Origin of the sequence: Bradyrhizobium sp. R2.2-H (assembly GCF_004346455.1) — a bacterium.
In the GTDB taxonomy this organism is placed as follows: Bacteria; Pseudomonadota; Alphaproteobacteria; order Rhizobiales; family Xanthobacteraceae; genus Bradyrhizobium; species Bradyrhizobium diversitatis.
Window position 1 is genome coordinate 85,032 of the sequence record NZ_SMBR01000012.1, and the last position, 19,903, is coordinate 104,934.

Annotated in this window: 20 protein-coding genes and 1 pseudogene; 9 read left to right on the forward strand and 12 right to left on the reverse strand. The window is 63.9% G+C overall.

Annotation, left to right across the window (positions count from 1 at the left end; genetic code table 11):
* Positions 1-49: 49 nt before the first annotated feature.
* The 7 genes from EDE08_RS27885 to EDE08_RS27915 all read right to left on the reverse strand — a co-directional run bounded on the left by EDE08_RS27885 (position 50) and on the right by EDE08_RS27915 (position 5,716).
* Complete coding sequence (locus EDE08_RS27885; RefSeq protein ID WP_131872018.1) at positions 50-448, reverse strand: type II toxin-antitoxin system HicB family antitoxin; 399 nt, start codon at positions 446-448, stop codon at positions 50-52.
* 41 nt (positions 449-489) lie between these two features.
* On the reverse strand, positions 490-1,233 hold the full coding sequence (locus tag EDE08_RS27890; RefSeq protein WP_131872017.1) for a DUF5131 family protein: 744 nt from the start codon (positions 1,231-1,233) through the stop codon (positions 490-492).
* Between the two features lie 6 nt (positions 1,234-1,239).
* Entirely contained in the window at positions 1,240-2,091 is an 852-nt protein-coding gene (locus EDE08_RS27895) for a three-Cys-motif partner protein TcmP (protein WP_131872016.1), read from the reverse strand.
* Positions 2,092-2,172: 81 nt separating this feature from the next.
* Positions 2,173-2,634, reverse strand: coding sequence for a DUF3237 domain-containing protein (locus EDE08_RS27900; RefSeq protein WP_131872015.1), 462 nt, complete (start codon positions 2,632-2,634; stop codon positions 2,173-2,175).
* A gap of 12 nt (positions 2,635-2,646) precedes the next feature.
* Positions 2,647-3,966: a TRAP transporter large permease gene (locus EDE08_RS27905; protein WP_131872014.1), complete on the reverse strand. Its 1,320-nt coding sequence runs from the start codon at positions 3,964-3,966 to the stop codon at positions 2,647-2,649.
* A 2-nt stretch (positions 3,967-3,968) separates the two neighbouring features.
* A complete protein-coding gene (locus EDE08_RS27910; protein WP_131872013.1) occupies positions 3,969-4,478 on the reverse strand; it encodes a TRAP transporter small permease in 510 nt (169 codons plus the stop codon).
* Positions 4,479-4,699: 221 nt separating this feature from the next.
* Positions 4,700-5,716 (reverse strand): TRAP transporter substrate-binding protein, encoded by a 1,017-nt coding sequence (locus EDE08_RS27915; protein WP_131872087.1) that lies wholly within the window; start codon positions 5,714-5,716, stop codon positions 4,700-4,702.
* A 263-nt stretch (positions 5,717-5,979) separates the two neighbouring features.
* Between EDE08_RS27915 and pobA the strand changes: the two genes are divergently transcribed.
* Positions 5,980-7,149, forward strand: coding sequence for a 4-hydroxybenzoate 3-monooxygenase (pobA, locus tag EDE08_RS27920; RefSeq protein ID WP_131872012.1), 1,170 nt, complete (start codon positions 5,980-5,982; stop codon positions 7,147-7,149).
* A gap of 233 nt (positions 7,150-7,382) precedes the next feature.
* Positions 7,383-7,802 (forward strand): PaaI family thioesterase, encoded by a 420-nt coding sequence (locus EDE08_RS27930; RefSeq protein ID WP_131872011.1) that lies wholly within the window; start codon positions 7,383-7,385, stop codon positions 7,800-7,802.
* A gap of 139 nt (positions 7,803-7,941) precedes the next feature.
* Here EDE08_RS27930 and EDE08_RS27935 read toward each other — a convergent pair whose 3' ends face one another.
* Positions 7,942-8,826: a LysR family transcriptional regulator gene (locus EDE08_RS27935; protein WP_131872086.1), complete on the reverse strand. Its 885-nt coding sequence runs from the start codon at positions 8,824-8,826 to the stop codon at positions 7,942-7,944.
* 124 nt (positions 8,827-8,950) lie between these two features.
* Between EDE08_RS27935 and EDE08_RS27940 the strand changes: the two genes are divergently transcribed.
* Positions 8,951-9,577: a pyridoxamine 5'-phosphate oxidase family protein gene (locus EDE08_RS27940; protein WP_131872010.1), complete on the forward strand. Its 627-nt coding sequence runs from the start codon at positions 8,951-8,953 to the stop codon at positions 9,575-9,577.
* A 190-nt stretch (positions 9,578-9,767) separates the two neighbouring features.
* Here the strand turns inward: EDE08_RS27940 and EDE08_RS27945 are convergent, their stop codons facing one another.
* The 3 genes from EDE08_RS27945 to EDE08_RS27955 are packed head-to-tail and all read right to left on the reverse strand — an operon-like array spanning position 9,768 to position 13,313.
* Positions 9,768-10,499 carry an ABC transporter ATP-binding protein gene (locus EDE08_RS27945; RefSeq protein ID WP_131872009.1) on the reverse strand — a complete coding sequence of 244 codons (732 nt, stop codon included), beginning with the start codon at positions 10,497-10,499 and terminating at the stop codon, positions 9,768-9,770.
* The gene (locus tag EDE08_RS27950; protein ID WP_131872008.1) at positions 10,496-12,265 is read right to left on the reverse strand and encodes a branched-chain amino acid ABC transporter ATP-binding protein/permease; all 1,770 of its coding nucleotides are present in this window, start codon (positions 12,263-12,265) and stop codon (positions 10,496-10,498) included. Before EDE08_RS27950 ends, EDE08_RS27945 begins: the two co-directional genes overlap by 4 nt.
* A gap of 7 nt (positions 12,266-12,272) precedes the next feature.
* Positions 12,273-13,313: a branched-chain amino acid ABC transporter permease gene (locus EDE08_RS27955; RefSeq protein ID WP_165936232.1), complete on the reverse strand. Its 1,041-nt coding sequence runs from the start codon at positions 13,311-13,313 to the stop codon at positions 12,273-12,275.
* Positions 13,314-13,490: 177 nt separating this feature from the next.
* On the opposite strand from EDE08_RS27955, the gene EDE08_RS27960 reads away from it, so the two are divergent.
* Complete coding sequence (locus EDE08_RS27960) at positions 13,491-14,012, forward strand: MarR family winged helix-turn-helix transcriptional regulator (protein ID WP_131872007.1); 522 nt, start codon at positions 13,491-13,493, stop codon at positions 14,010-14,012.
* Between the two features lie 215 nt (positions 14,013-14,227).
* Here EDE08_RS27960 and EDE08_RS27965 read toward each other — a convergent pair.
* Positions 14,228-14,404, reverse strand: a pseudogene (locus EDE08_RS27965) (MOFRL family protein); the annotation flags it as partial.
* 134 nt (positions 14,405-14,538) lie between these two features.
* Here EDE08_RS27965 and EDE08_RS27970 point away from each other — a divergent pair.
* From EDE08_RS27970 to EDE08_RS27990, 5 genes are read left to right on the forward strand one after another with little or no spacing between them, the layout of a single operon-like run.
* Positions 14,539-14,808: a helix-turn-helix domain-containing protein gene (locus tag EDE08_RS27970; RefSeq protein WP_131872006.1), complete on the forward strand. Its 270-nt coding sequence runs from the start codon at positions 14,539-14,541 to the stop codon at positions 14,806-14,808.
* Positions 14,809-14,848: 40 nt separating this feature from the next.
* Positions 14,849-16,849: a hydrogenase 4 subunit B gene (hyfB, locus tag EDE08_RS27975; RefSeq protein WP_131872005.1), complete on the forward strand. Its 2,001-nt coding sequence runs from the start codon at positions 14,849-14,851 to the stop codon at positions 16,847-16,849.
* The gene (locus EDE08_RS27980) at positions 16,846-17,802 is read left to right on the forward strand and encodes a respiratory chain complex I subunit 1 family protein (protein ID WP_126259683.1); all 957 of its coding nucleotides are present in this window, start codon (positions 16,846-16,848) and stop codon (positions 17,800-17,802) included. Before hyfB ends, EDE08_RS27980 begins: the two co-directional genes overlap by 4 nt.
* Before the next feature lies 1 nt (position 17,803).
* Positions 17,804-18,466: a hydrogenase-4 component E gene (locus EDE08_RS27985; RefSeq protein ID WP_028138582.1), complete on the forward strand. Its 663-nt coding sequence runs from the start codon at positions 17,804-17,806 to the stop codon at positions 18,464-18,466.
* Entirely contained in the window at positions 18,463-19,902 is a 1,440-nt protein-coding gene (locus tag EDE08_RS27990; protein ID WP_131872004.1) for a hydrogenase 4 subunit F, read from the forward strand. The genes EDE08_RS27985 and EDE08_RS27990 overlap by 4 nt, the downstream gene beginning before the upstream one ends.
* Position 19,903 lies beyond the last annotated feature (1 nt).

Sequence of the window (19,903 nt, forward strand, 5' to 3'; positions counted from 1 at the left end):
TTGGAAAGCCGACGCATCCGGCGCCGAACTGCGCAACGGCGAGGTTGACTCACGCGGCGTCGGTGCTCAGCTTCTTGGCGGCTTGCGCGAGCAGGCCCGATCGCGTGTAGCCGTGGGCCTCGGCGTACTTGTCGATCTGCTCCAGCACGTCGCCGGGCAGGGTGACATTGACGCGGACGGCCTTCGGCTGCTCGTCCTTCACCGATATCAGAATCGCGACGCCCGAGCGGTTCTGCGGATCCGACATGATTTCCTCAAGCGACGACGGCTCGGGGGTGGCGTCTCCGTCTTCAGCCATGCCTCGGAGATGAAGCGCCAGCGATTCTTCGGCCATGTCGCGCGCTTCGCCGAGCGTGGTCCCCGCGGTCACGACGCCCGGCAGATCGGAAAACGACACGCCGAAATCGCTATCGGCATCCTCATGGATCAAGCCGATGTAATGACGCATGGCGCTCACCTCAGCTTCAGGCCGGACCTGCCGTCTTCGGATTAAGTGACAGTGGGCATTTCGTCAAAGGTCTGATCACGGTATGTCCGACCGCTGGCTTTCTTCCGGACGCCCCCCCACTGTTTAAAGAAGAAGGCCGTATCGGACTCCCTGCAGGCGGCCTCGATCTCATCAACCCACTCCCTTAGCATAGGGCGAGCGTGGGGGCCGCTCTCGCCGCCAACAATTGCCCAATCAATACCGCTTAGGTCAGCAGTAGCCACAGAGCCCAGCAAAGGCTCGAATGAAATGAACCTGACGGCCGCGGTTACTCTTCGTAGCTCTTCGATGCGGTGAAGATAGCTTGCATTTTCGATGCTGGTACCAAGCCAAACGTTCCTGAGCACAGGCAACCCCGATGTATGCGCGGCCATTCGATCGGGACGTTTCGTCAGGATCTGAAACGTATGCCAGGGAGTCTGCCCCATAACCGACCATACCTTCGCAACAAAGGTCGCAGGTACCTTTTCGTGGAACAAGTCTGACATCGAGTTCACAAAGATGCGCTTCGGCTTCCTCCACTTGGCCGGAACGCCGAGTGCATTCTCATCCAGTCGTACTTTGCCAGTCCACACCGCTCGCCGGCCACTTTTTCGGGTCAGTCCACGGTACTTCGTCAACCCCATCGCATCGAGGCGTGCGGCCATCCGCATCGCATAACAATTGGTGCAGCCGGGTGAGAGGACGGTACACCCAGCCACTGGATTCCATGTGGCGTCTGTCCACTCGATCGACGTTTCAGCCATTTTCCCTCACAACAATCGTCCTTGAACGTGCACGTTTCTGATGTCGTCCCAAAGCCTTCGTCCTAGCTCATGCGAACTGACAAATACCAGCCAATAGAGCCGCTGGCCTTTGGTCGCTGAGACTAGCTCGATGCCCTCCGCGGGGGATGTGCCAAGTCCCTGAATCAGACTGAGCCAGTAGTGCAGAAGATCAGTCCTGACTGATTGGTCAGTTCGATTCATATCAATCGCGCTACGCCACCCCGGCATAAACACGTCGAGCACTCGACCATCTTCTAGATAACGGCGCAAGTTGCGCTGGAGGTCGAAGATGCTAACGTGAATGAGCATATCCATTCTCGGTAGCTTCGCCAGCTTCTCGATAATTGAGAAAGGTAGATTTTCGAGGTTATAGGGATCAAGAAAGGCGAAATGGAGTCCCGTGGGGTTAAGCGCTCTGACCACGTGGTTGACGGCAACCTCTGCCGCCTGGTTATAGTAGTTCGCTGCACCTCCGAGCCGAGCCATTCGTTGACGGAGCGCCTCGACGTTCTCTCCATCAGCGTCGTTAAAATACATTTCGGAGAAGCGCGTCTTGCTCCCACGGGCCGCTTTGTAAGCGACCAGTGGGCTTCCATCGATAAACTCGCTCGTGTCGTCTCGCTGTGAGCGACCCGGACCAGAAAAGAGATCGATATAGGCAGCCCCGCCGGTGCCTTTCGGGGGAAGAAATTTGGCTCGGGCGCCTCGATACGCGTCTATGTATTTTCGTAACCGTTCATGCTTATCGATCGCCCAAGGACCGACGATGTCAGTTGCTAATCCGTCACCTGGATCAATCGCTCTTCTCGCCACGGCAATGTCCCCAAAAAATGTCATCTTAGTCTAGTTGGGGAAAGCCTACCACTGGTTGTAATAGCTTGGCTTGAGTTGGTTAATTTCGACGGGTTGCAGGCGGCCTTACATCACCTGATGCACGTCGATCACCACCCGGTCGGCATGCCTCGCAGCCGAACCGACGAAAATGTGCTCCATCAGCCAGCGATACTTCTCGTGCCCGGTCTCGAACCTCGGCACGGTGCGGAAATAGATCAGCTTGGGATCGACCGGCTCGCCGCGCTTGAGCTTCTGCAAGAGCTCGACCGGCCCGAAGCGCATGCCCTTGTTCTCGACATAGACCACGGCGCCGTCGTCGGTCTCTAAGGCGTATTTGGCTTCGAGATCGATCAGCTCGTTGGGGCGGATGGTCTGGAAATCGGCGCCGAACGGCAGCACCTTCCCTGTGATCGCGCCTTTCACCTCGCCGCCGATGATCGGGATGATGCGGCGAACGCCGATCCCGGTCTCGCCGGCGGTGACGACGTCGCCGATGCGGACGGTAAGGGTGAAGACGTACTTCGTTTCTAACGTCGGCGTGGTCATCGCTTCACCTCGTCATTGCGCCATCATCCGTGTCGGCAGCCAGATCGCCAGCAGCGGGAAGGCGATCAGAATCACCAGGCGGATTAGGTCGGTGACCACGAACGGACTCACGCCCCTGAAGATGGTGGAGAACGACACGTCCTTCACCACGCTCTTGATGACGAACACGTTCATGCCCACCGGCGGAGTTATCAGCCCGAGCTCGACGGTCATGACGACAATGACGCCGAACCAGATCGGATCGAAGCCGAGATGGATGATGACCGGGAAGATGATCGGCACGGTCAAGATGATCATCGCCATCGCGTCCATCAGGCAGCCGAGCACGAGATACATCACCATGATCAGCGCCAGCACGCCGTAGGGTCCGAGGCCGAGGCCGGTGAGGAGCTCCGTGACCTTCTGCGGCGTCTGCGTCACCGTGAGGAAATAGCCGAAGATCAGCGCGCCGATCAGCACGGTGAACACCGCGGCCGCGGTGCGCGTGGCCTGGAGCAGCGAGGCCAGCACCTTCTCGCGGTCGAGTCGGCCGGTCAGCACGCCGATGATGAAGGCCCCGGTCGCGCCGACGCCGCCTGCCTCCGTCGGCGTGAAGCGCGGCAGGAAGGGCAGGCCATAGAGGCCGCCGATCACGAAGATGAACAGCAGCACCGGAGCCCAGATGTCCTTCAATCCGGCGAAACGCTCGCGCCACGGAATCACCTTGCCCTTGGCTAGAAAATCGGGGCGGAAATAGCCGATCAGGAAGATCGTGATCATGTACATGGCCATCGCGAGCAGGCCGGGAATGATGCCCGCGATGAAGAGCTTGCCGATGTCCTGCTCGGTGATGATGCCGTAGACCGCAAGCACCGTGGAGGGCGGCAGGATCGCGCCCAGCGTGCCGCCGGCCGCGATGACCCCCGTGGCAAAGGACTGCGGGTAGCCGAAGCGGCGCATTTCCGGGTAGGCGACGGCAGAGAAGGTCGCGGCGGTCGCAACCGACGAACCGCAGATCGCGGCGAAACCGCCGCAGGCACCGACGGTGGCGATGCCGAGGCCGCCCCGCAAATGGCCGACGAAGCCGTTGGCGGCGCGGAACAGCTCGCGGCTCATGCCGGAGTTGCTGACGAAGGATCCCATCAGCAGGAACATCGGAATCACGCCGAAAGTGTAGTCCGTCACCGTCCGCATGGTGACTTGCCCGACCATCTTCAGGGCCGGGGTCGAGCCGACGAGATAGCTGAAGCCGCACACGCCGACGAGACCCATGGCCATGCCGACCGGCACGCGCAGCAGCATCAGGGCGAACAGCGAGACGAAGCCGATGACGGCGACGGCGTCGGTACTCATGGTCACTCCGTCACCTTGATCTTGGGTTCGTGCATGTCTTCGGGGTGGAAGATCAGCCGGTACGTGCGGATCGCGATCAGCAGCACGGCACAGACGTCGCCAATCCATGCGACGAGGAAGAACGGCCATACCGGCATGTGCAGGTCGAAAGTCTGGACGTTGTCGTTGTAGGTGCCGCGCACCTTGTCGAACAGCGTCCAGGTCTGCACGGTCACGACGAACAGAAGCACCAGCGTCGCGAACACGTCGATCCAGCGCTGGTGGCGCGGGCCGACATTGCCCCAGACCAGATCCACCGTGATGTGGGTGCCGCGATAGGAGGTGGCCGCGATGCCCCAGAAAATGAGGATGCCGAGCAGCATGCGGCCGATGTCGAAACTGTCGGGAATCGAATAGTTCAGCGTGTTGCGCAGCAGCACCGAGAGGAAGATGTCGAGCGCGACGATGCCGACGAAGCCGGCCGCGATCCATTCGATCGAGTCGATCACGCGATCCATCCAGGAGCGCTTCATGGGGTGGTCCTATCGCGTGAGGTCATTCGTTCGATCCAGGTGTCGCCGCGCGCCTCGCCTCTCCCCGCGTGCGGGGAGAGGCCGGATTGCATCGGAGATGCAATCCGGGTGAGGGGGACTCTCCGCGAGTCCTTCTTTCACCGCTTTTTGCGGAAGCAGCCCCTCACCCCGACCCTCTCCCCGTAAGAACGGGGAGAGGGGGAGGCGAGCTCGCCACCGCGTTACTCCGCCAGCGCGTTGTACTTCTTCAGCGATGCCTTCAGGTCCGCGAGCGCCGCATCGGGATCGGCGCCGGCCTTCTTGGCATTATCGCTCCAGGTTTTGACCAGCGGTTCGGCGGCCTTCTTCCAGGCGGCGGTCTGCTCGGCCGTGAGCTTGTAGACCTCGTGATTGGACTCCGCCTTCACTTTGTCGATGCCGGCATCCTCGAACTTGCCCCAGTGCTCGCCGACCGCTCCCGCCATCTCGACCGTGCAATTCTTGTCGATCGCGGCCTTCTGCTTGTCGGACATGGCATTGTACTTGTCCTTGTTGATCACGAACACGAAGGTCGTGGTGTAGAGCGGCGCCTCCATGTCGTATTTGGTCACCTTGTCGATGCCGAACAGCACCAGGGAGCCCCACGGGAAGGTGACGCCGTCGGCGACGCCGCGCTCGATGATGTCGCGCACTTCGGGTGCGGAGGATTGCACGTTGGTGCCGCCGAGCGAGGTGACGAAATTCGCCATGGTGGCGTGTGCCGGGCGGATCTTCAGGCCCTTCACGTCCTCGGGGTTGACGATCTTCTTGGTGCGGGAGTGGAACGAGGAGGGCGAGTGGACGAAGGCGAGACAGTATTTGACGTCCTTCATCTCCTTCTCTGCATATTTGCGATACCAGGCGTCGAGCCCCATCGAGCCGCCCTTGGCGTCCGAGATCAGGAAGGGCAGTTCGCCTGCGCCGATGATGGGGAAGCGGCCGGGCTGATAGCCGGGATTGACATAGGTGACGTCGGCGATGCCGTCGCGCGCCATGTCGTAATGGTCGAACGCCTTGCCGAGCTGCTGGGCCGGAAACACCTTGCCGGTGATGGTCCCGCCGGAATCCTTGTTCACCGCGGCGACCCAGTCTTCCAGCGATTTCTGCAGCGGATGCGAGGCCGGCACCCAGTGCGAGACCTTCAGGTCGAAGGTCTTCTCCTGCGCGAACGCTGGGCTCACGCTTGCTGCCAGCAGCAACGCCAGACAGGCTTTCCTCATCACGCGTCTCTCCCTGTTTTTGACGGCGGGCTTCGATGGCCCGGTCTCGTTAATTAACATGTTATCTAATTGGCCGGCGCGTTCAAGCCGGAAACTGGCGCGCACCTCGCCGCGCCGTCTACATCATCCATGTTGCATGGATTTGTCGCGCTGCGGCGAACGCCCTCCCTTCTTCCCAACCGTTATATGATATAATTATCCTGCACGGAGCGTGGCGACAAGCGACCCGCGACGAAAGCCTACAGGATCGGAAGGAGCAAGTATTGCGGACAAAAGTCGCAATCATCGGAGCCGGGCCGGCCGGGTTGTTGCTCGGGCAACTGCTGCACACATACGGCATCGACAACGTCATCCTGGAGCGGCAGAGCCCGGATTACGTGCTCGGCCGCATCCGCGCCGGTCTCCTGGAGGAAGGAACCGTCGCGCTGCTCGACCAGGTCGGCGCCGGCGCGCGGGCCCATGCCGAAGGCCTGGTGCACGAAGGCATCGAGCTCGCCTTCTCCGGCCGCCGTCACCGTATCGACATGAAGGGCGCGACCGGCAAGACGGTGATGATCTACGGCCAGACCGAGGTCACGCTCGACCTGATGAATGCGAGGAAGGCCGCCGGTCTCATCTCCGTCTACGAGGCCAGGGACGTGCAACCGCATGATTTCGACGGCAGTCACCCGCGCGTGACCTATGTCAAGGACGGCGTTACCCACACCATCGATTGCGATTTCATCGCCGGCTGCGACGGTTTCCATGGCGTCAGCCGCGCCAGCGTCCCGTCTTCGGCGATCGAGGAGTTCGAGCGGGTCTATCCGTTCGGCTGGCTCGGCATCCTGTCCGACACCCCGCCGGTCAGCCACGAGCTGATCTATTCCAACCATGCCCGCGGCTTTGCGCTGTGCACCATGCGCTCGACCAGGCGCAGCCGCTACTATGTGCAATGTTCGCTCGACGATCATGTCGACCAATGGCCGGACGACCGCTTCTGGGATGAGTTGAAGCGCCGGCTCGACCAGGAGGCGGCCGACAGCCTCGTCACGGGCCCGTCGATCGAGAAGAGCATCGCGCCGCTGCGCAGCTTCGTCGCCGAGCCGATGCGCTTCGGCAAGATGTTCCTGTGCGGCGACGCCGCCCACATCGTGCCGCCGACCGGCGCCAAGGGATTGAACCTCGCTGCCAGCGACGCGCACTATCTGGCGAGCGCGCTGCGCGAGTTCTACGACGAGAAATCCAGCGCCGGCCTCGATGCTTATTCCACCAAGGCGCTGGCACGGGTCTGGAAAGCCGTGCGCTTCTCCTGGTGGATGACCTCGATGCTCCACAAATTCCCCGACACCGGCACGATCGGCGCCCGCATTCAGCTCGCCGAGCTCGACTACGTCACGCAGTCGGAAGCTGCGATGACCTCGCTGTCGGAGAATTACGTGGGGCTGCCGTTTTGACCACAGATGTCATGCCCGCGCAGGCGGGCATCCAGTACGCCGCGGCCCCTCGGTTTAGTCAAAACCGCCTCTGGAATACTGGATCACCCGCCTTCGCGGGTGATGACAGTGTCGTTGGGTGCGACGGCGCGTCCGTTTCAAACGCCTGCGCAAATTCCGTTTGAAACTTTGTAATTGATGCAACCGTCATCCACATCGCGTTCAATGCCGGCAACCAGCAACGCGAGACTGCCATGACCTCCACTGACATCCCCGCCGGCTTCGAGCCGCATTTCCGCAAATCCCCGCTCACCGATCCCTGGGAGCCGCTCTATTCGAAGAAGGCCGACAAGAGCGTCACCGTGGGATTGCGGCTGGCGACGCCACACACCAATGCGCGCGGGCTGATCCATGGCGGGCTGATCGCGGCGCTGGCCGATGCCGCCATGGGCTACAGCTGCGCGCAAGCGACGGCATGGGCGACGTCCTTCGTCACGATTTCGCTGTCGGTCGATTACGTCGGCGCCGCCGGGATCGGCCAATGGCTCGCGGTCGAGGGCGAGGCCATCAAGACCGGCTCCACGATCTGCTTCGCGCAATGCCTGGTCAGGGCCGACGATGCCGTGATCGCGCGGGCGAGCGGGACGTTCCGCGTGGTGCCGAAGAAGGGGTGAAGCTCTCTCGTGCCCCGGACGCAGCGCAGCGCCCTCTTCGGCGGTGCGCTGCTGAGCCGGGGCCATCCATCCGCAGCTCACTCTTCGCTTTCTGGATCCCGGCTCTGCGCCGCTTCGCACCGCGTCCGGGACACGAGGCCTATCCGAACCGCCACTCCGCCGTCTCCACCACGAGATCGACGAACGCCCGCACCTTGGCCGAGAGCAGGCGCGAGGTCGGATAGACGATGTGGATCGGCAGTGCCGGCTGCTCATATTTCGCCAGCACGATCTTCAGCCGTCCGCGCTTCAAGCCCTCGGCGGCCTGATAGGCCAGCACGCGCGTCACGCCGCCGCCGGCCTCGGCATATTGCAGCGCCGCGTCGGCGCTGTTGCTGGTGAAGCGTGGGGTCGGCATGACCTCGATGTCGCGGCCGTCGTGCTGGAAGCGCCATTCGGACCAGGGGCCGAACTGGATGGTCTGGTGCTCGCGAAGCGCCTCCGGCGTCTTCGGCTCGCCATGTCGTTTGAGATAGCCGGGCGCGGCCACCACGATCCGCCGCATCACGCCGACCTGGCGCGCAACCAGCGAGGAATCGGCGAGATGACCGATCCGCACCGCCGCATCGACGGCGTCCTCGACGAGATTGACCAGATGATCCGACAGTCTGAGCTCGCAGGCGACCTCGGGATAGCGCTTGAGATAAGCGGTCATGACCGGCCCGACATGCAGCCGGCCGAAGCCGACCGGCGCCGACACCACCAGCCGCCCGCTCGGCCGGTTGCGCTCCTGCCGCGCCGAGCCGTCGGCCTCCTCGACATCGGCGAGGATGCGCCGCGCGCGCTCGAGATAGCGCGTGCCCACATCGGTCAGTGTCACCTGCCGCGTGGTTCGCTGCAGCAGCCGCGCGCCGAGGTGCTCCTCCAGCGCAGCGATCATCCGGGTCACCGCGGAGGGCGACAGGCGCAGCTTGCGCGCCGCCGGCGCGAAGCCGCGCAGATCGGCGACGGTGACGAACACGTGCATGGCTTCGAGCCGGTCCATGGACATTATTGCATATGCTGCAATGATGAAGTGTCAAGTGGCCAGATTGTTCTGGCGGCTTGCAAGTCTATCTTATGCCTGGAAAGACGCGGGAATGCGCCGGAATTTTCAAGGAGACGTTCCGATGACGACAGCAGCTGATGCCTATGCCAGCGACGTCGCCTTCTCGCCGGCGGTGAAGGCGATCCAGGCGCGCAAGGGCTCGCGCGAGGCCTATGCGCGTAGCGAGCAGCGCGGATGGCGCACGGAGGTCGACGACAACCTCGCGGCCTTCCTGGCCGACGCCAACAGCTTCTATTTCGCCACCGCTTCAGCCGACGGCCAGCCCTACATCCAGCACCGCGGCGGACCGAAGGGGTTTCTCAAGGTGCTCGACAAGCAGACGCTGGCCTTCGCCGACTATGCCGGCAACCAGCAGTTCATCACGCAAGGCAATTTGACGGAGAATGCCAAGGCCTACATCTTCGTGATGGACTACGCCCACCGCCGCCGTGTGAAGATCTGGGGCGAGGCGCGGGTGGTCGAGGACGACGAAGCGCTAACCGCGTCGCTGATGCCGAAAGGCTATCGTGCGCGGCCGGAGCAGGTGATCCTGTTCAAGATCGCGGCCTGGGACACAAACTGCCCGCAGCACATTCCGCAGAAATTCGATGCAGGCGATGTCGCCGCGGCGCTGGCGGCGCGGGATGCGAGGATCGCGGAGCTGGAAGCGGAGGTCGCGGCGCTGAAGGGGGAGAAGGCGGCAGATTGAGCTCCGTAAAGCCGCTGCTTCTTTTACCCTCCCCTGGAGGGGGAGGGTCGATCGCGCGAACGCGCGAGCGGGGTGGTGTGATCTCTCAACACGGGCAGTTTCCGACGCGGAGAGACCGTCACCCCACCCCGCGACGCATTTCGCTTCGCTGCATGCGTAGCGACCCTGCCCCTCCAGGGGAGGGTAAGAGTCACACCACGCTCTCGCCTTCGTGCTGGAAGCCGAGATAGCTGGCCGCCACCCGCTCGTTGGCCGCGACGTCGCTGGCCTTGCCGCTGAGAACGAATTCGCCGAGCTCCATCACATAGGCCTGGTCTGCGATCTTCAGCGCGGCCTGCGCGTTCTGCTCGACCAGCAGCACGGAGACGCCGGCGGCACGCAGCTCGGTGACGATGCGGAAAATGTCGGCGACGATGATGGGAGCGAGGCCGAGGCTCGGCTCGTCCAGCATCAGGAGCTTTGGCTCGCCCATCAGCGCGCGGCCCATCGCGAGCATCTGCTGCTCGCCGCCGGAGAGCGTGCCGGCAAGCTGCTTGCGCCGCTCCTTCAGCCGCGGGAACAGCGTGTAGACCCGCTCCATCGAGGCTCTCGCCCGACTCCGCTCGATGCGGAAGGCACCCAGCTCGAGATTGTCCTCGACATTCATGGTCACGAACAATTCGCGGTGCTCGGGGACGAGGCCGAGGCCCATCGCGACGCGGTCCTCGATGTCGAGCCGGGCGAGATCCTGCCCGGCGAAGGCGACGCGGCCTTTCAGCGGCAGAATGCCCATGATGGCCGAAAGCAGCGTGGTCTTGCCGGCGCCGTTGGCGCCGACGATGGTGACGATCTCGTTGGCCCCGACCTCGAGCGAAACCGAACGCACCGCCTCGACCTTGCCATAGGCGACATGTGCGTCGGTGACGGACAACAGCGCGCTCATGCCGCCACTCCGAGATAGGCCTTGATCACTTCGGGATTGGTCTTGATCGTGGCGGGGGTGCCTTCCGCGATCTTGGTGCCGAAATCGAGCACCACGATGCGGTCGGCGAGGTTCATCACGAAGCCCATGTCGTGCTCGACCAGCAGCACGCTCATGCCGCCGTCGCGCAGCTCGCGCAGCAGCGTCGCGAGGCGCTGCTTCTCCATGTGGCGCAGGCCCGCGGCCGGCTCGTCGAGCAGCAGCAGCATCGGGTCGACGCAGAGCGCGCGGGCGATCTCGACGATGCGCTGCTGGCCGAGCGAGAGGCTGCCTGCGAGCTGGTGCATCTGCTCGGTGAGGCCGACGCGCTCGATCTGGCGGGCGGCCTCGGCGAGCAGCTTGGCCTCATCAGTGCGGTCGAGGCGCAGCATCGAGGAGATCGGTCCGGAATGGCCGCGCAGATGCGCGCCGATCGCGACGTTCTCCAGCACGGTCATGTCGGGGACGAGCTTGACGTGCTGGAAGGTCCTGCTGATGCCGAGCTTGACGATCTCCTGCGGCGGCGCGTTGTCGACCTTCTTGCCGAGCACCGAGATCGAGCCCGAGGTCGCCGACAGCACGCCCGTGATCAGGTTGAACGTCGTGCTCTTGCCGGCGCCGTTCGGGCCAATCAGGGCGACGATCTCGCGGGCCCGGACGTCGAAGGAGACGTTGTTGACCGCGACCACGCCGCCGAACTGCTTCCGCGCCTTCTCGACCTGGAGCAGCACGCCGGCCTCGGCGGGGACGCGGGCGCGATGCTCCAGCTTCAGCGAGGTGTCCGGCTTCCTGCCACTGTTGCGCTCGGGCAGGAACGACATCAGCCAGGGCCAGAGGCCGCCGGGCGCGAGCTGCAGCAGCGCCACCAGCATGATGCCGAACACGATGGTCTCGACCTGGCCGGAGCCCGGCAGGATCAGCGGCAGATAGCTTTGCAGCACCTCTTTCAGCACGACGACGATCGCCGCGCCCAGGACGCCGCCCCAGACATAGCCGGCGCCGCCGACCACGGCGATGAAGAGGTACTCGATGCCCATATGCGCGCCGAACGGGGTCGGGTTCACCGCGCGCTGGAGATGCGCGTAGAGCCAGCCCGAAAGGCCGGCGAGCACGGCGGCATGGATGAACACCAGCAGCTTGGCGCGCGGCGTGTGCACGCCGAACGCTTCCGCCGCGATATGGCCGCGCCTGAGCGCGCGGATGGCGCGGCCGGTGCGGGAGTCCAGCAGGTTCATCGTCAACAGGGCCGAAACGATCACGGCGATCCAGATCGCGTAATAGATCGAGCCCGGCGAGAGCATCTTGTACGAGCCGATCGACAGCGGCGGGATCGCCGAGATGCCGTCGTTTCTCCCGAGGAATTCCAGCTTGCTGAACAGATAGAACAGCCCCAGCCCCCAGGCGAGCGTGCCGAGCGGCAGATAATGGCCCGAGAGGCGGACGGTGATCAGCCCGAGCAACACCGCGAGCGATCCGCTGACCACGAGCGACAGCGGCAGCGTCAGCCAGGGCGACAGGCCGTAGGCCGTCGACAGCACCGCGGTGGTGTAGGCGCCGAAGCCGACGAAGGCCGCCTGCCCGAACGAGGTCAGGCCGCCGACGCCGGTGAGCAGCACGAGGCCCATCGCGACCAGCGCGGCGAGGCCGATATTATCGAGCAGGACGATCCAGAACGGCGGCATGCCCGGGACGAACGGGATCGCCGCCATGACGGTTGCAAAGACGATGATGGGAAGCCGGCTCTGCATCTTGGCGTCAGTCCTTCTCTTCCTCGACCGCGGGCGCGGCGAGCGAGCGCAGCAGCAGCACGGGGATCAGCAGCATGAAGACGATGACCTCCTTGTAGTTGGAGGCATAGAAGGACGAGAACGCCTCGACGATGCCGACGACCAGCGCCGCGACGGCGGTGAGGGGATAGCTGACGAGCCCGCCGATGATCGCGGCGACGAAACCCTTCAGCCCGATCAGGAAGCCGCTGTCATAGTAGAGCGTCGTGATCGGCACGATCAGGATGCCCGACAGCGCGCCGATCACGGACGCCAGCAGGAAGGCGATCTGCCCGGACAGCGTGGTGCGGATGCCGGCAAGCCGCGCGCCCAGCCGGTTCACGGCGGTCGCGCGCAGCGCCTTGCCGTAGAGCGTCAGGCCGAAGAACAGCCAGAGCCCGACGATGAAGGCGATGGTGATGGCGTAGACGGTGATGCTCTGGCCGGTGAAGCGCAGCGCGCCGGCGGTGAAGGCGCCGGACAGCACGGCAGGTCCGCGCTGGCCCTCGGCGCCGAAGAACAGCAGGCCCAGCCCCTGCAGCGCGAGGTGGACGCCGACCGACGCGATCAGCAGCACCAGCACCGAGGTGTGCGCCAGCGGCTGGAACGCGATGCGGTAGAGGTAGAGGCCGATCATCGCGACGATCACCAGCGACAAGGCGATGCAGACCGCGACCGGCGGCTTCTGGGCGGCGAAGTACAGGGTCAGCGCCAGCACGATCGCCGGCAGCACGATGTTGGTGACGAGGCTGCGCAGGACTAGGCGGCCGTGCAACGCCTTGCGCGCCACGAACAGGTCGAAGCCGAAGGCGCCGATGCCGAGCGCGAGCGCGAGCTTTGCCGTGCCCGGCATCTGGCCCGCGGCCAGCGAGGCATAGGTCAGCGCGCCGTAGGTGACGAATTCGCCCTGGGGAATGAGGATGACGCGGGTGACGGCGAACACCAGCACCAGCGCCAGGCCGAGCAGCGCGTAGATCGCGCCATTGGTGATGCCGTCCTGTACCAGGAACAGCATGATGGTGGTATTCAAGACCGGACGCTCCCCCTCAAGATTGAGGACCAGTCTCCGCAATTGCGGTGGATGGTCCCCTCACAGCCATTGAAATACGCTGACGATATTTGATATGGTCCATAACAATTATCAAATATAACATCAAGGGTGGGGAACGACCCATCCCGAATTTAGCGGGATTACGAGCACGAGGCGATGACCGTTTCCAGAACCGCTGAAAAGTCCTCCGAAAAACCGGCCGACACGGGCAAGGGCCGCAAGGACGCGGGCGAGGTCCAAACCGAAGCGCTCCAGCTGGGCGAGCTGTCCGAACAGCTCGGCTATGTCCTGAAGCGGGCCCAGCTCAAGGTGTTCGAGAACTTTCTGCGCTGCATGGCCTCGCTCCAACTGACGCCGGCGCAGTTCTCGGTCCTGCTCCTGGTCGAGAAGAACCCCGGCCGCAACCAGACCGAGATCGCCTCCACGCTCGGCATCCTCAGGCCGAACTTCGTGGCCATGCTCGACAATCTCGAAAGCCGCGACCTGTGCGCGCGGATCCGCTCCACCAACGACCGCCGCTCGCACATCCTGGTACTGACCGACAAGGGCAAGGCCGTGCTGGCGCGGGCGAAAAAGCTCGTCGCGACCAAGCACGAGGCCCGGCTGAACGATCTGCTCGGCCAGGCCAATCGCGAGGCCCTGATCGGGATGCTCTCGAAGATCGCCAACGAGTTCTGACTCTTACCCTCCTCTGGACGGCAGGGCCATCGCATATGAATTTTCGAGAGGCCGTCATGCCCGGGCTTGTCCCGGGCATCCACGTTCTTCGTGCTGCGTAGAAAGACGTGGATGGCCGGGACAAGCCCGGCCATGACGACGTGGAGAGGCTCGGTGCCCATAGCCCACATCTCATACGCGATTCCCCTGCCCCTCCAGGGGAGGGTAAGCGCGCCTCAATCCACCAAAATCACCCTGATATCATTCACGTTCGTCAGCTTCGGGCCGAGTTGCAGCAGATCGCGCGTGGCCTCGAAGAACGTCGTCGCGTCGTTGTTGTCGAGATAGGCCTGCGGCTGCAGCCCTTGCGCCTTCATCTTCGCGAAGGTCGCAGCATCGATCAGCGCGCCACACGCACCCGGAAGGTGTAAGCTCCGAGGACATCAAACGGAATGATGCGTTGCATCTAGAAGATGATGCTTGAAACATCATTTTGCATGCCTTAGGCTTGGTCGATCAATCACTGTACCTGCCACGGACATTGCCCGTGATCACCGCCGCGCAGCTTCGAGCCGCCCGTGCCTTACTCAGGATTGACCAGCGCGAGCTCGCGCAGCGCTGTTCACTGTCGCTGCCCACTATCCAGCGCATGGAAGCCTCCGAAGGGGTGATCCGCGGCAATGTCGATTCTCTGGTGAAGCTGGTTGACGCGCTGTCGGTTGCCGGCATCGAGTTGATCGCCGAGGGGGCGGTGTCGAGCGCCGGGGGCCGCGGGGTGCGGCTGAAGTCTCCACCTCCGAGCACGGGCGACCAATAGCGATGACAACCCGTGCACAGATCATGATCGAGGAGCGGCCATGATCGCCGTGGCGCTATGGTCAGTGGCGGCTCTGCTGGCCCTGGCGCCTGCGGGAGTCGTGCTGTCGACGCGCCCGCGCGGCTCGATCATCCTCTACGGCGGATGCCTGGTCGCCACATCGACGCTATGTGTCACGGCGCTGTCAGATCTGCTCTTTTTCCCTCATCTGGCGCCGAGTGCGACACTGCCGATCGGTCTGCCCTGGCTCGGTGCGCATTTCCGGCTCGATGCGCTGTCCGCCTTCTTCCTCGTCGTCGTCAATCTCGGCGGCGCCGCTGCGAGCCTGTTCGCGCTCGGCTACTCCAGGCACGAGGACTCCCCCGGCCGCGTGCTGCCATTCTATCCCGCCTACCTCGCAGCAATGAACGTCGTCGTGCTGGCAAACGACGCCTTCAGCTTCCTGGTCGCCTGGGAATTCATGTCGCTGACCTCCTGGGCGATGGCCGTGTCGCATCACCGGGACCCGGAGAATGTCCGCGCCGGCTATGTCTATATTCTGATGGCCAGTTTCGGCACGTTGGCGCTGCTGCTCGCCTTCGGCCTGCTCGCGAGCGGCGCCGGTTACGATTTCGATGCGATCCGAGCCTCGCATCCTTCCGCTGCGCTGACCGGCACGGTGGTCATCCTCGTGCTGCTGGGGGCCGGCTCCAAGGCCGGCCTTGTGCCGCTGCACGCCTGGCTGCCGCTCGCCCATCCCGCCGCGCCGAGCCACGTCTCCGCCCTCATGAGCGGCGTCATGACCAAGGTTGCCGTCTACGGCTTCGTGCGCATCGTCTTTGATCTCGTGCCCGAACCGGTGTGGTGGTGGAGCATGGTGGTGCTGCTGGTCGGCGGTCCGACGGCGACGCTGGGCGTGCTCTATGCGCTGATGCAGCGCGATATCAAGCGCGTGCTCGCCTATTCAACGATTGAGAACATCGGCATCATCTTCACCGGCCTCGGGCTGGCGCTGGCTTTCAAGGCGGAAGGGCTCGACTGGGTGGCGGCGCTCGCCTTCACCGCGGCGATGCTGCACGTCTTCAATCATGCGCTGTTCAAGAGCCTGTTGTTCTTCGGCGCCGGCGCGGTGCTGGGAGCCACCGGCGAGCGCGACATGGAGAAGCTCGGCGGCCTGATCCATCGCATGCCGAAGACGGCGTTCGCGATGCTGGTCGGCTGCGTCGCGATCTCGGCGTTGCCTCCGTTCAACGGCTTCGTCTCGGAATGGCTGACCTTCCAGGCGATCCTGCTTTCACCGCAACTGCCCTCCTGGGGCCTCAAGCTGGTCATCCCGGCGGTCGGCGGTTTGCTGGCGCTCGCGGCCGCCTTTGCCGCGGCCTGCTTCGTCAAGCTCTATGGCATCAGCTTCCTCGGCCGGCCGCGTTCGGATGTCGCGGCGTCAGCGCATGAGACTGACCGCTTCTCGCTGACCGCAATGTTCGCGCTTGCCGCCTTCTGTCTCATTGCCGGTATCCTGCCCGGGCTGTTCATCGACGCACTGGCGCCGGTGAGCAAGGATATGGTCGGCAACATCATGCCGCATCAGGTCGGATTGCAATGGCTCACCATCGTGCCGATTGCGGAAAGCCGCAGCTCCTATAACGGCCTTCTGGTGTTCCTGTTCGCGGCACTCTGCGGCACGGCGGCGGCGACAGCCATTCACCGTCTCGCCTCCGACCGTTTACGCCGCGCGCCGGCCTGGGATTGCGGCTATCCCGACGCGGACCCCGCGATCCAGTACTCGGCCTCCAGCTTCTCGCAGCCGATCCGCCGCGTGTTCGGCAGCGTCATCTTTGGCGCACGCGAGATCGGCGAGATGCCGCCGCCGTCCTCGCCGCTTCCTGCGCGGCTCCAGGTCGAACTGCACGATCTGATCTGGGATGGGCTGTACGCGCCGATCGCGAAGGCCATCGGCTTTGCGACCGACCGCATCAATATCCTGCAGTTCCTCAGCATCCGCCGCTACCTGACGCTGGTGTTCGTGGCCCTGGTCGTGCTGCTGCTGGTGGTGGCCCTATGAACGAGCTGCGCGACATCCTCTCCCAGGGCGCGCAGATGTCGCTGGTGCTGGGACTCGCGCCGCTGCTGACGGGTTTCGTGCGAAAGGTGAAGGCTCGGCTGCTACGCCGGCGCGGACCGCCGCTGCTCCAACCTTATCGCGACCTCATTCGCCTGATGCGCAAGGATGTGGTGCTCGCGGACAACGCATCCTGGCTGTTTCGCGTCATTCCGTATCTGATCTTCGCGGGCACCTGGGTCGCCGCGTCGCTGGTGCCGACCTTCGGCAATGGACTGTTGTTCTCCTGGACCGCCGATCTCATCGCCATCACTGCGCTGCTCGGCAGCGCCCGTTTCTTCCAGGCGCTCGCCGGCATGGACGTTGGAACCGCCTTCGGCGGCATCGGCTCCAGCCGTGAGGTGATGATCGCCTCCCTCGCCGAGCCCGCGATGCTGATCACCGCGTTCTCGGTTGCCATGATCGCCGGCTCGACGCAGCTCCCCACGGTGGCCGAGTTCATGGGCTCGGACGCGGTCGGCCTGCGCGTGTCGCTGGGGATGGCGTTCGTGGCGCTGACCATCGTTGCGCTGGCGGAGAATGCCCGTATCCCCATCGATAACCCCGCCACCCATCTCGAGCTCACCATGGTGCATGAGGCCATGGTGCTGGAATATTCAGGGCGGCATCTCGCGCTGATCGATTTGTCGTCGCAGCTCAAGCTTCTGCTCTATGTCTCGCTGATCGCCTGCGTGTTCCTGCCATGGGGCACGGCGACCGCGGATGCGAGCGTTGCAAGGCTCGCTCTTGGCGCGCTGGTCTATCTCGGCAAGCTGACGGTCCTCGGCTTTCTGCTTGCCGTGTTCGAGACCGCGATCGCCAAGATGCGCGTGTTCCGGATTCCGGAGTTCTTGGGCGCAGCGCTGATGCTGGCATTGCTTGCCACGCTGTTGCGCTTCGTGTCGGGGAGCCTCTGAGATGAGCAGCCTGCAATTCGACATCGCCCATCTGCTCGCCGGCTCCCTCGTGCTGGCGAGCTTCATGATGCTCTACCAGGATCGGCTCTATGCGCTGCTCAACGTCTATGCGCTGCATGCCGGCGTGCTGGCGCTGTCGGTGGGCTGGCAGGCCTATGTGCAGCAAGCGCCGCATCTCTATATCACGGCGCTGATCGCGCTGGTCTTCAAGGCCATCATCATCCCCGTGGCGCTGCACCGGATCATCAAGCGGCTCGGTATCCACCGCGAGATCGAGAACGTGATCGGCATCGGGTTGACCATGATGGCCGGGATAGGCCTCGTCGCGCTGTCGATGGTGGTGATGTTGCGGGTGACGCCGGGCGCCGATGCACTCGCGCGCGAGGACCTCGCCTTCGCGCTGTCGGTGGTGCTGCTGGGTCTCCTGATCATGGTTACGCGACGCAACGCCGTGAGCCAGGTCGTCGGCTTCATGTCGCTGGAGAACGGGCTGGTGCTGGCGGCAACCGGCGCCAAGGGCATGCCGCTGGTGGTGGAGATCAGCGTCGCCTTCTCGGTGCTGATCGCTTTCATCGTGATCGGGATATTCCTGTTCCGCATCCGCGAGCGTTTTGACAGCGTGGACGTACAGGCGCTCGATCGCTTCCGGGGAGAGCGGCGATGACGATCGATGCGCTCGGTGCGATCCTGCTGATCCCGTCCATCTCGGCCGCTCTGCTCGCGATCCTGCCTGGCTACATGCTGGCGGCGAAGCTCAACATCGTCGCGGCGCTCGCGACCTTCCTCACTTCGCTGTCCCTGTTCGTGATCGAGCCGACGTCGGGGCAATATCTGCTGCTCGACGACCTCAACAAGGTCTTCATAGTCCTGACGACCTTCATCGGCTTCACGACCTCGGTCTTCAGCGCGAGCTACATCCACCACGAGATCGAGATCGGGCGGCTGACGCCGGCCTTCCTGCGTTTCTATCACGCGATGTACCAGATGCTGATGTTCGCGATGAACCTCGCGCTCGTCGCCAACAATATCGGCCTGATGTGGGTTGCGGTCGAGGTGGCGACGCTGACGACCGTGCTGATGGTCGGCATCTACCGCACCCATGAGGCGCTGGAAGCCGCATGGAAATATTTCATCCTCGGTAGCGTCGGCATCGCGCTCGCGCTGTTCGGCACCATCCTGGTCTATATGGCGGCGCGCCCCGCGGTGGGCGAGGGGCTGGACGGCATGGTGTGGACGGTGCTGGTGAAGCACGCCGCACAGTTCGATCCGGCGTTGCTCAACGTCGCCTTTGTCTTCCTGCTGCTGGGCTACGGCACCAAGGTCGGCCTCGCACCGCTGCACGCCTGGCTGCCGGATGCGCATGCCGAGGGCCCGACGCCGATTTCGGCGGTGCTGTCCGGCCTGCTGCTCAATGTCGCGCTCTATGCGCTGCTGCGCTTCAAGATGATGCTTGCGGTCAACTCCGAGGCGATCGCGCCGGGTCCGCTGATGGTGACCATGGGCCTGATCTCGGTGGTCTTCGCCGCGCTGATGCTGTACCGGCGCCGCGACATCAAGCGGATGTTCGCCTATTCCTCGATCGAGCATATGGGCATCATCGTCTTCGCCTTCGGCATGGGCGGCCCGCTCGCCAATTTCGCAGCTCTGTTGCACATGGCCATGCATTCGCTGACCAAGTCGGCAATCTTCTTCGCCGTCGGTCATATCGCGCAGGTCAAGGGCACACAGAAGATCGCCGAGATCGGCGGCCTCACGACGACCAACCCCGTGCTCGGCTGGGGCCTGATGCTCGGCGTCATCGCCATCGTCGGGCTGCCGCCATTCGGCATCTTCATGAGCGAGTTTCTGGTGGTGAGCTCGACGTTCGCCCGCGCACCCTGGCTGACGGTGATCCTGGTGCTCGGTATCATCGTCGCGCTCGGCGGGCTTTTCCTGCGGGTCGGCGTGGTGATGTTCGGCGAGCCCAAGGGCAAGACCGCACCCGCCGAAGCCTCCTACGTGCCGATGTTCACACACCTCGGATTGGTGCTGATGGCCGGCATCTATCTGCCGCCGGTGCTGGTCACCGGCTTCCAGAACGTCGCGAAGCTCCTGGGATAAG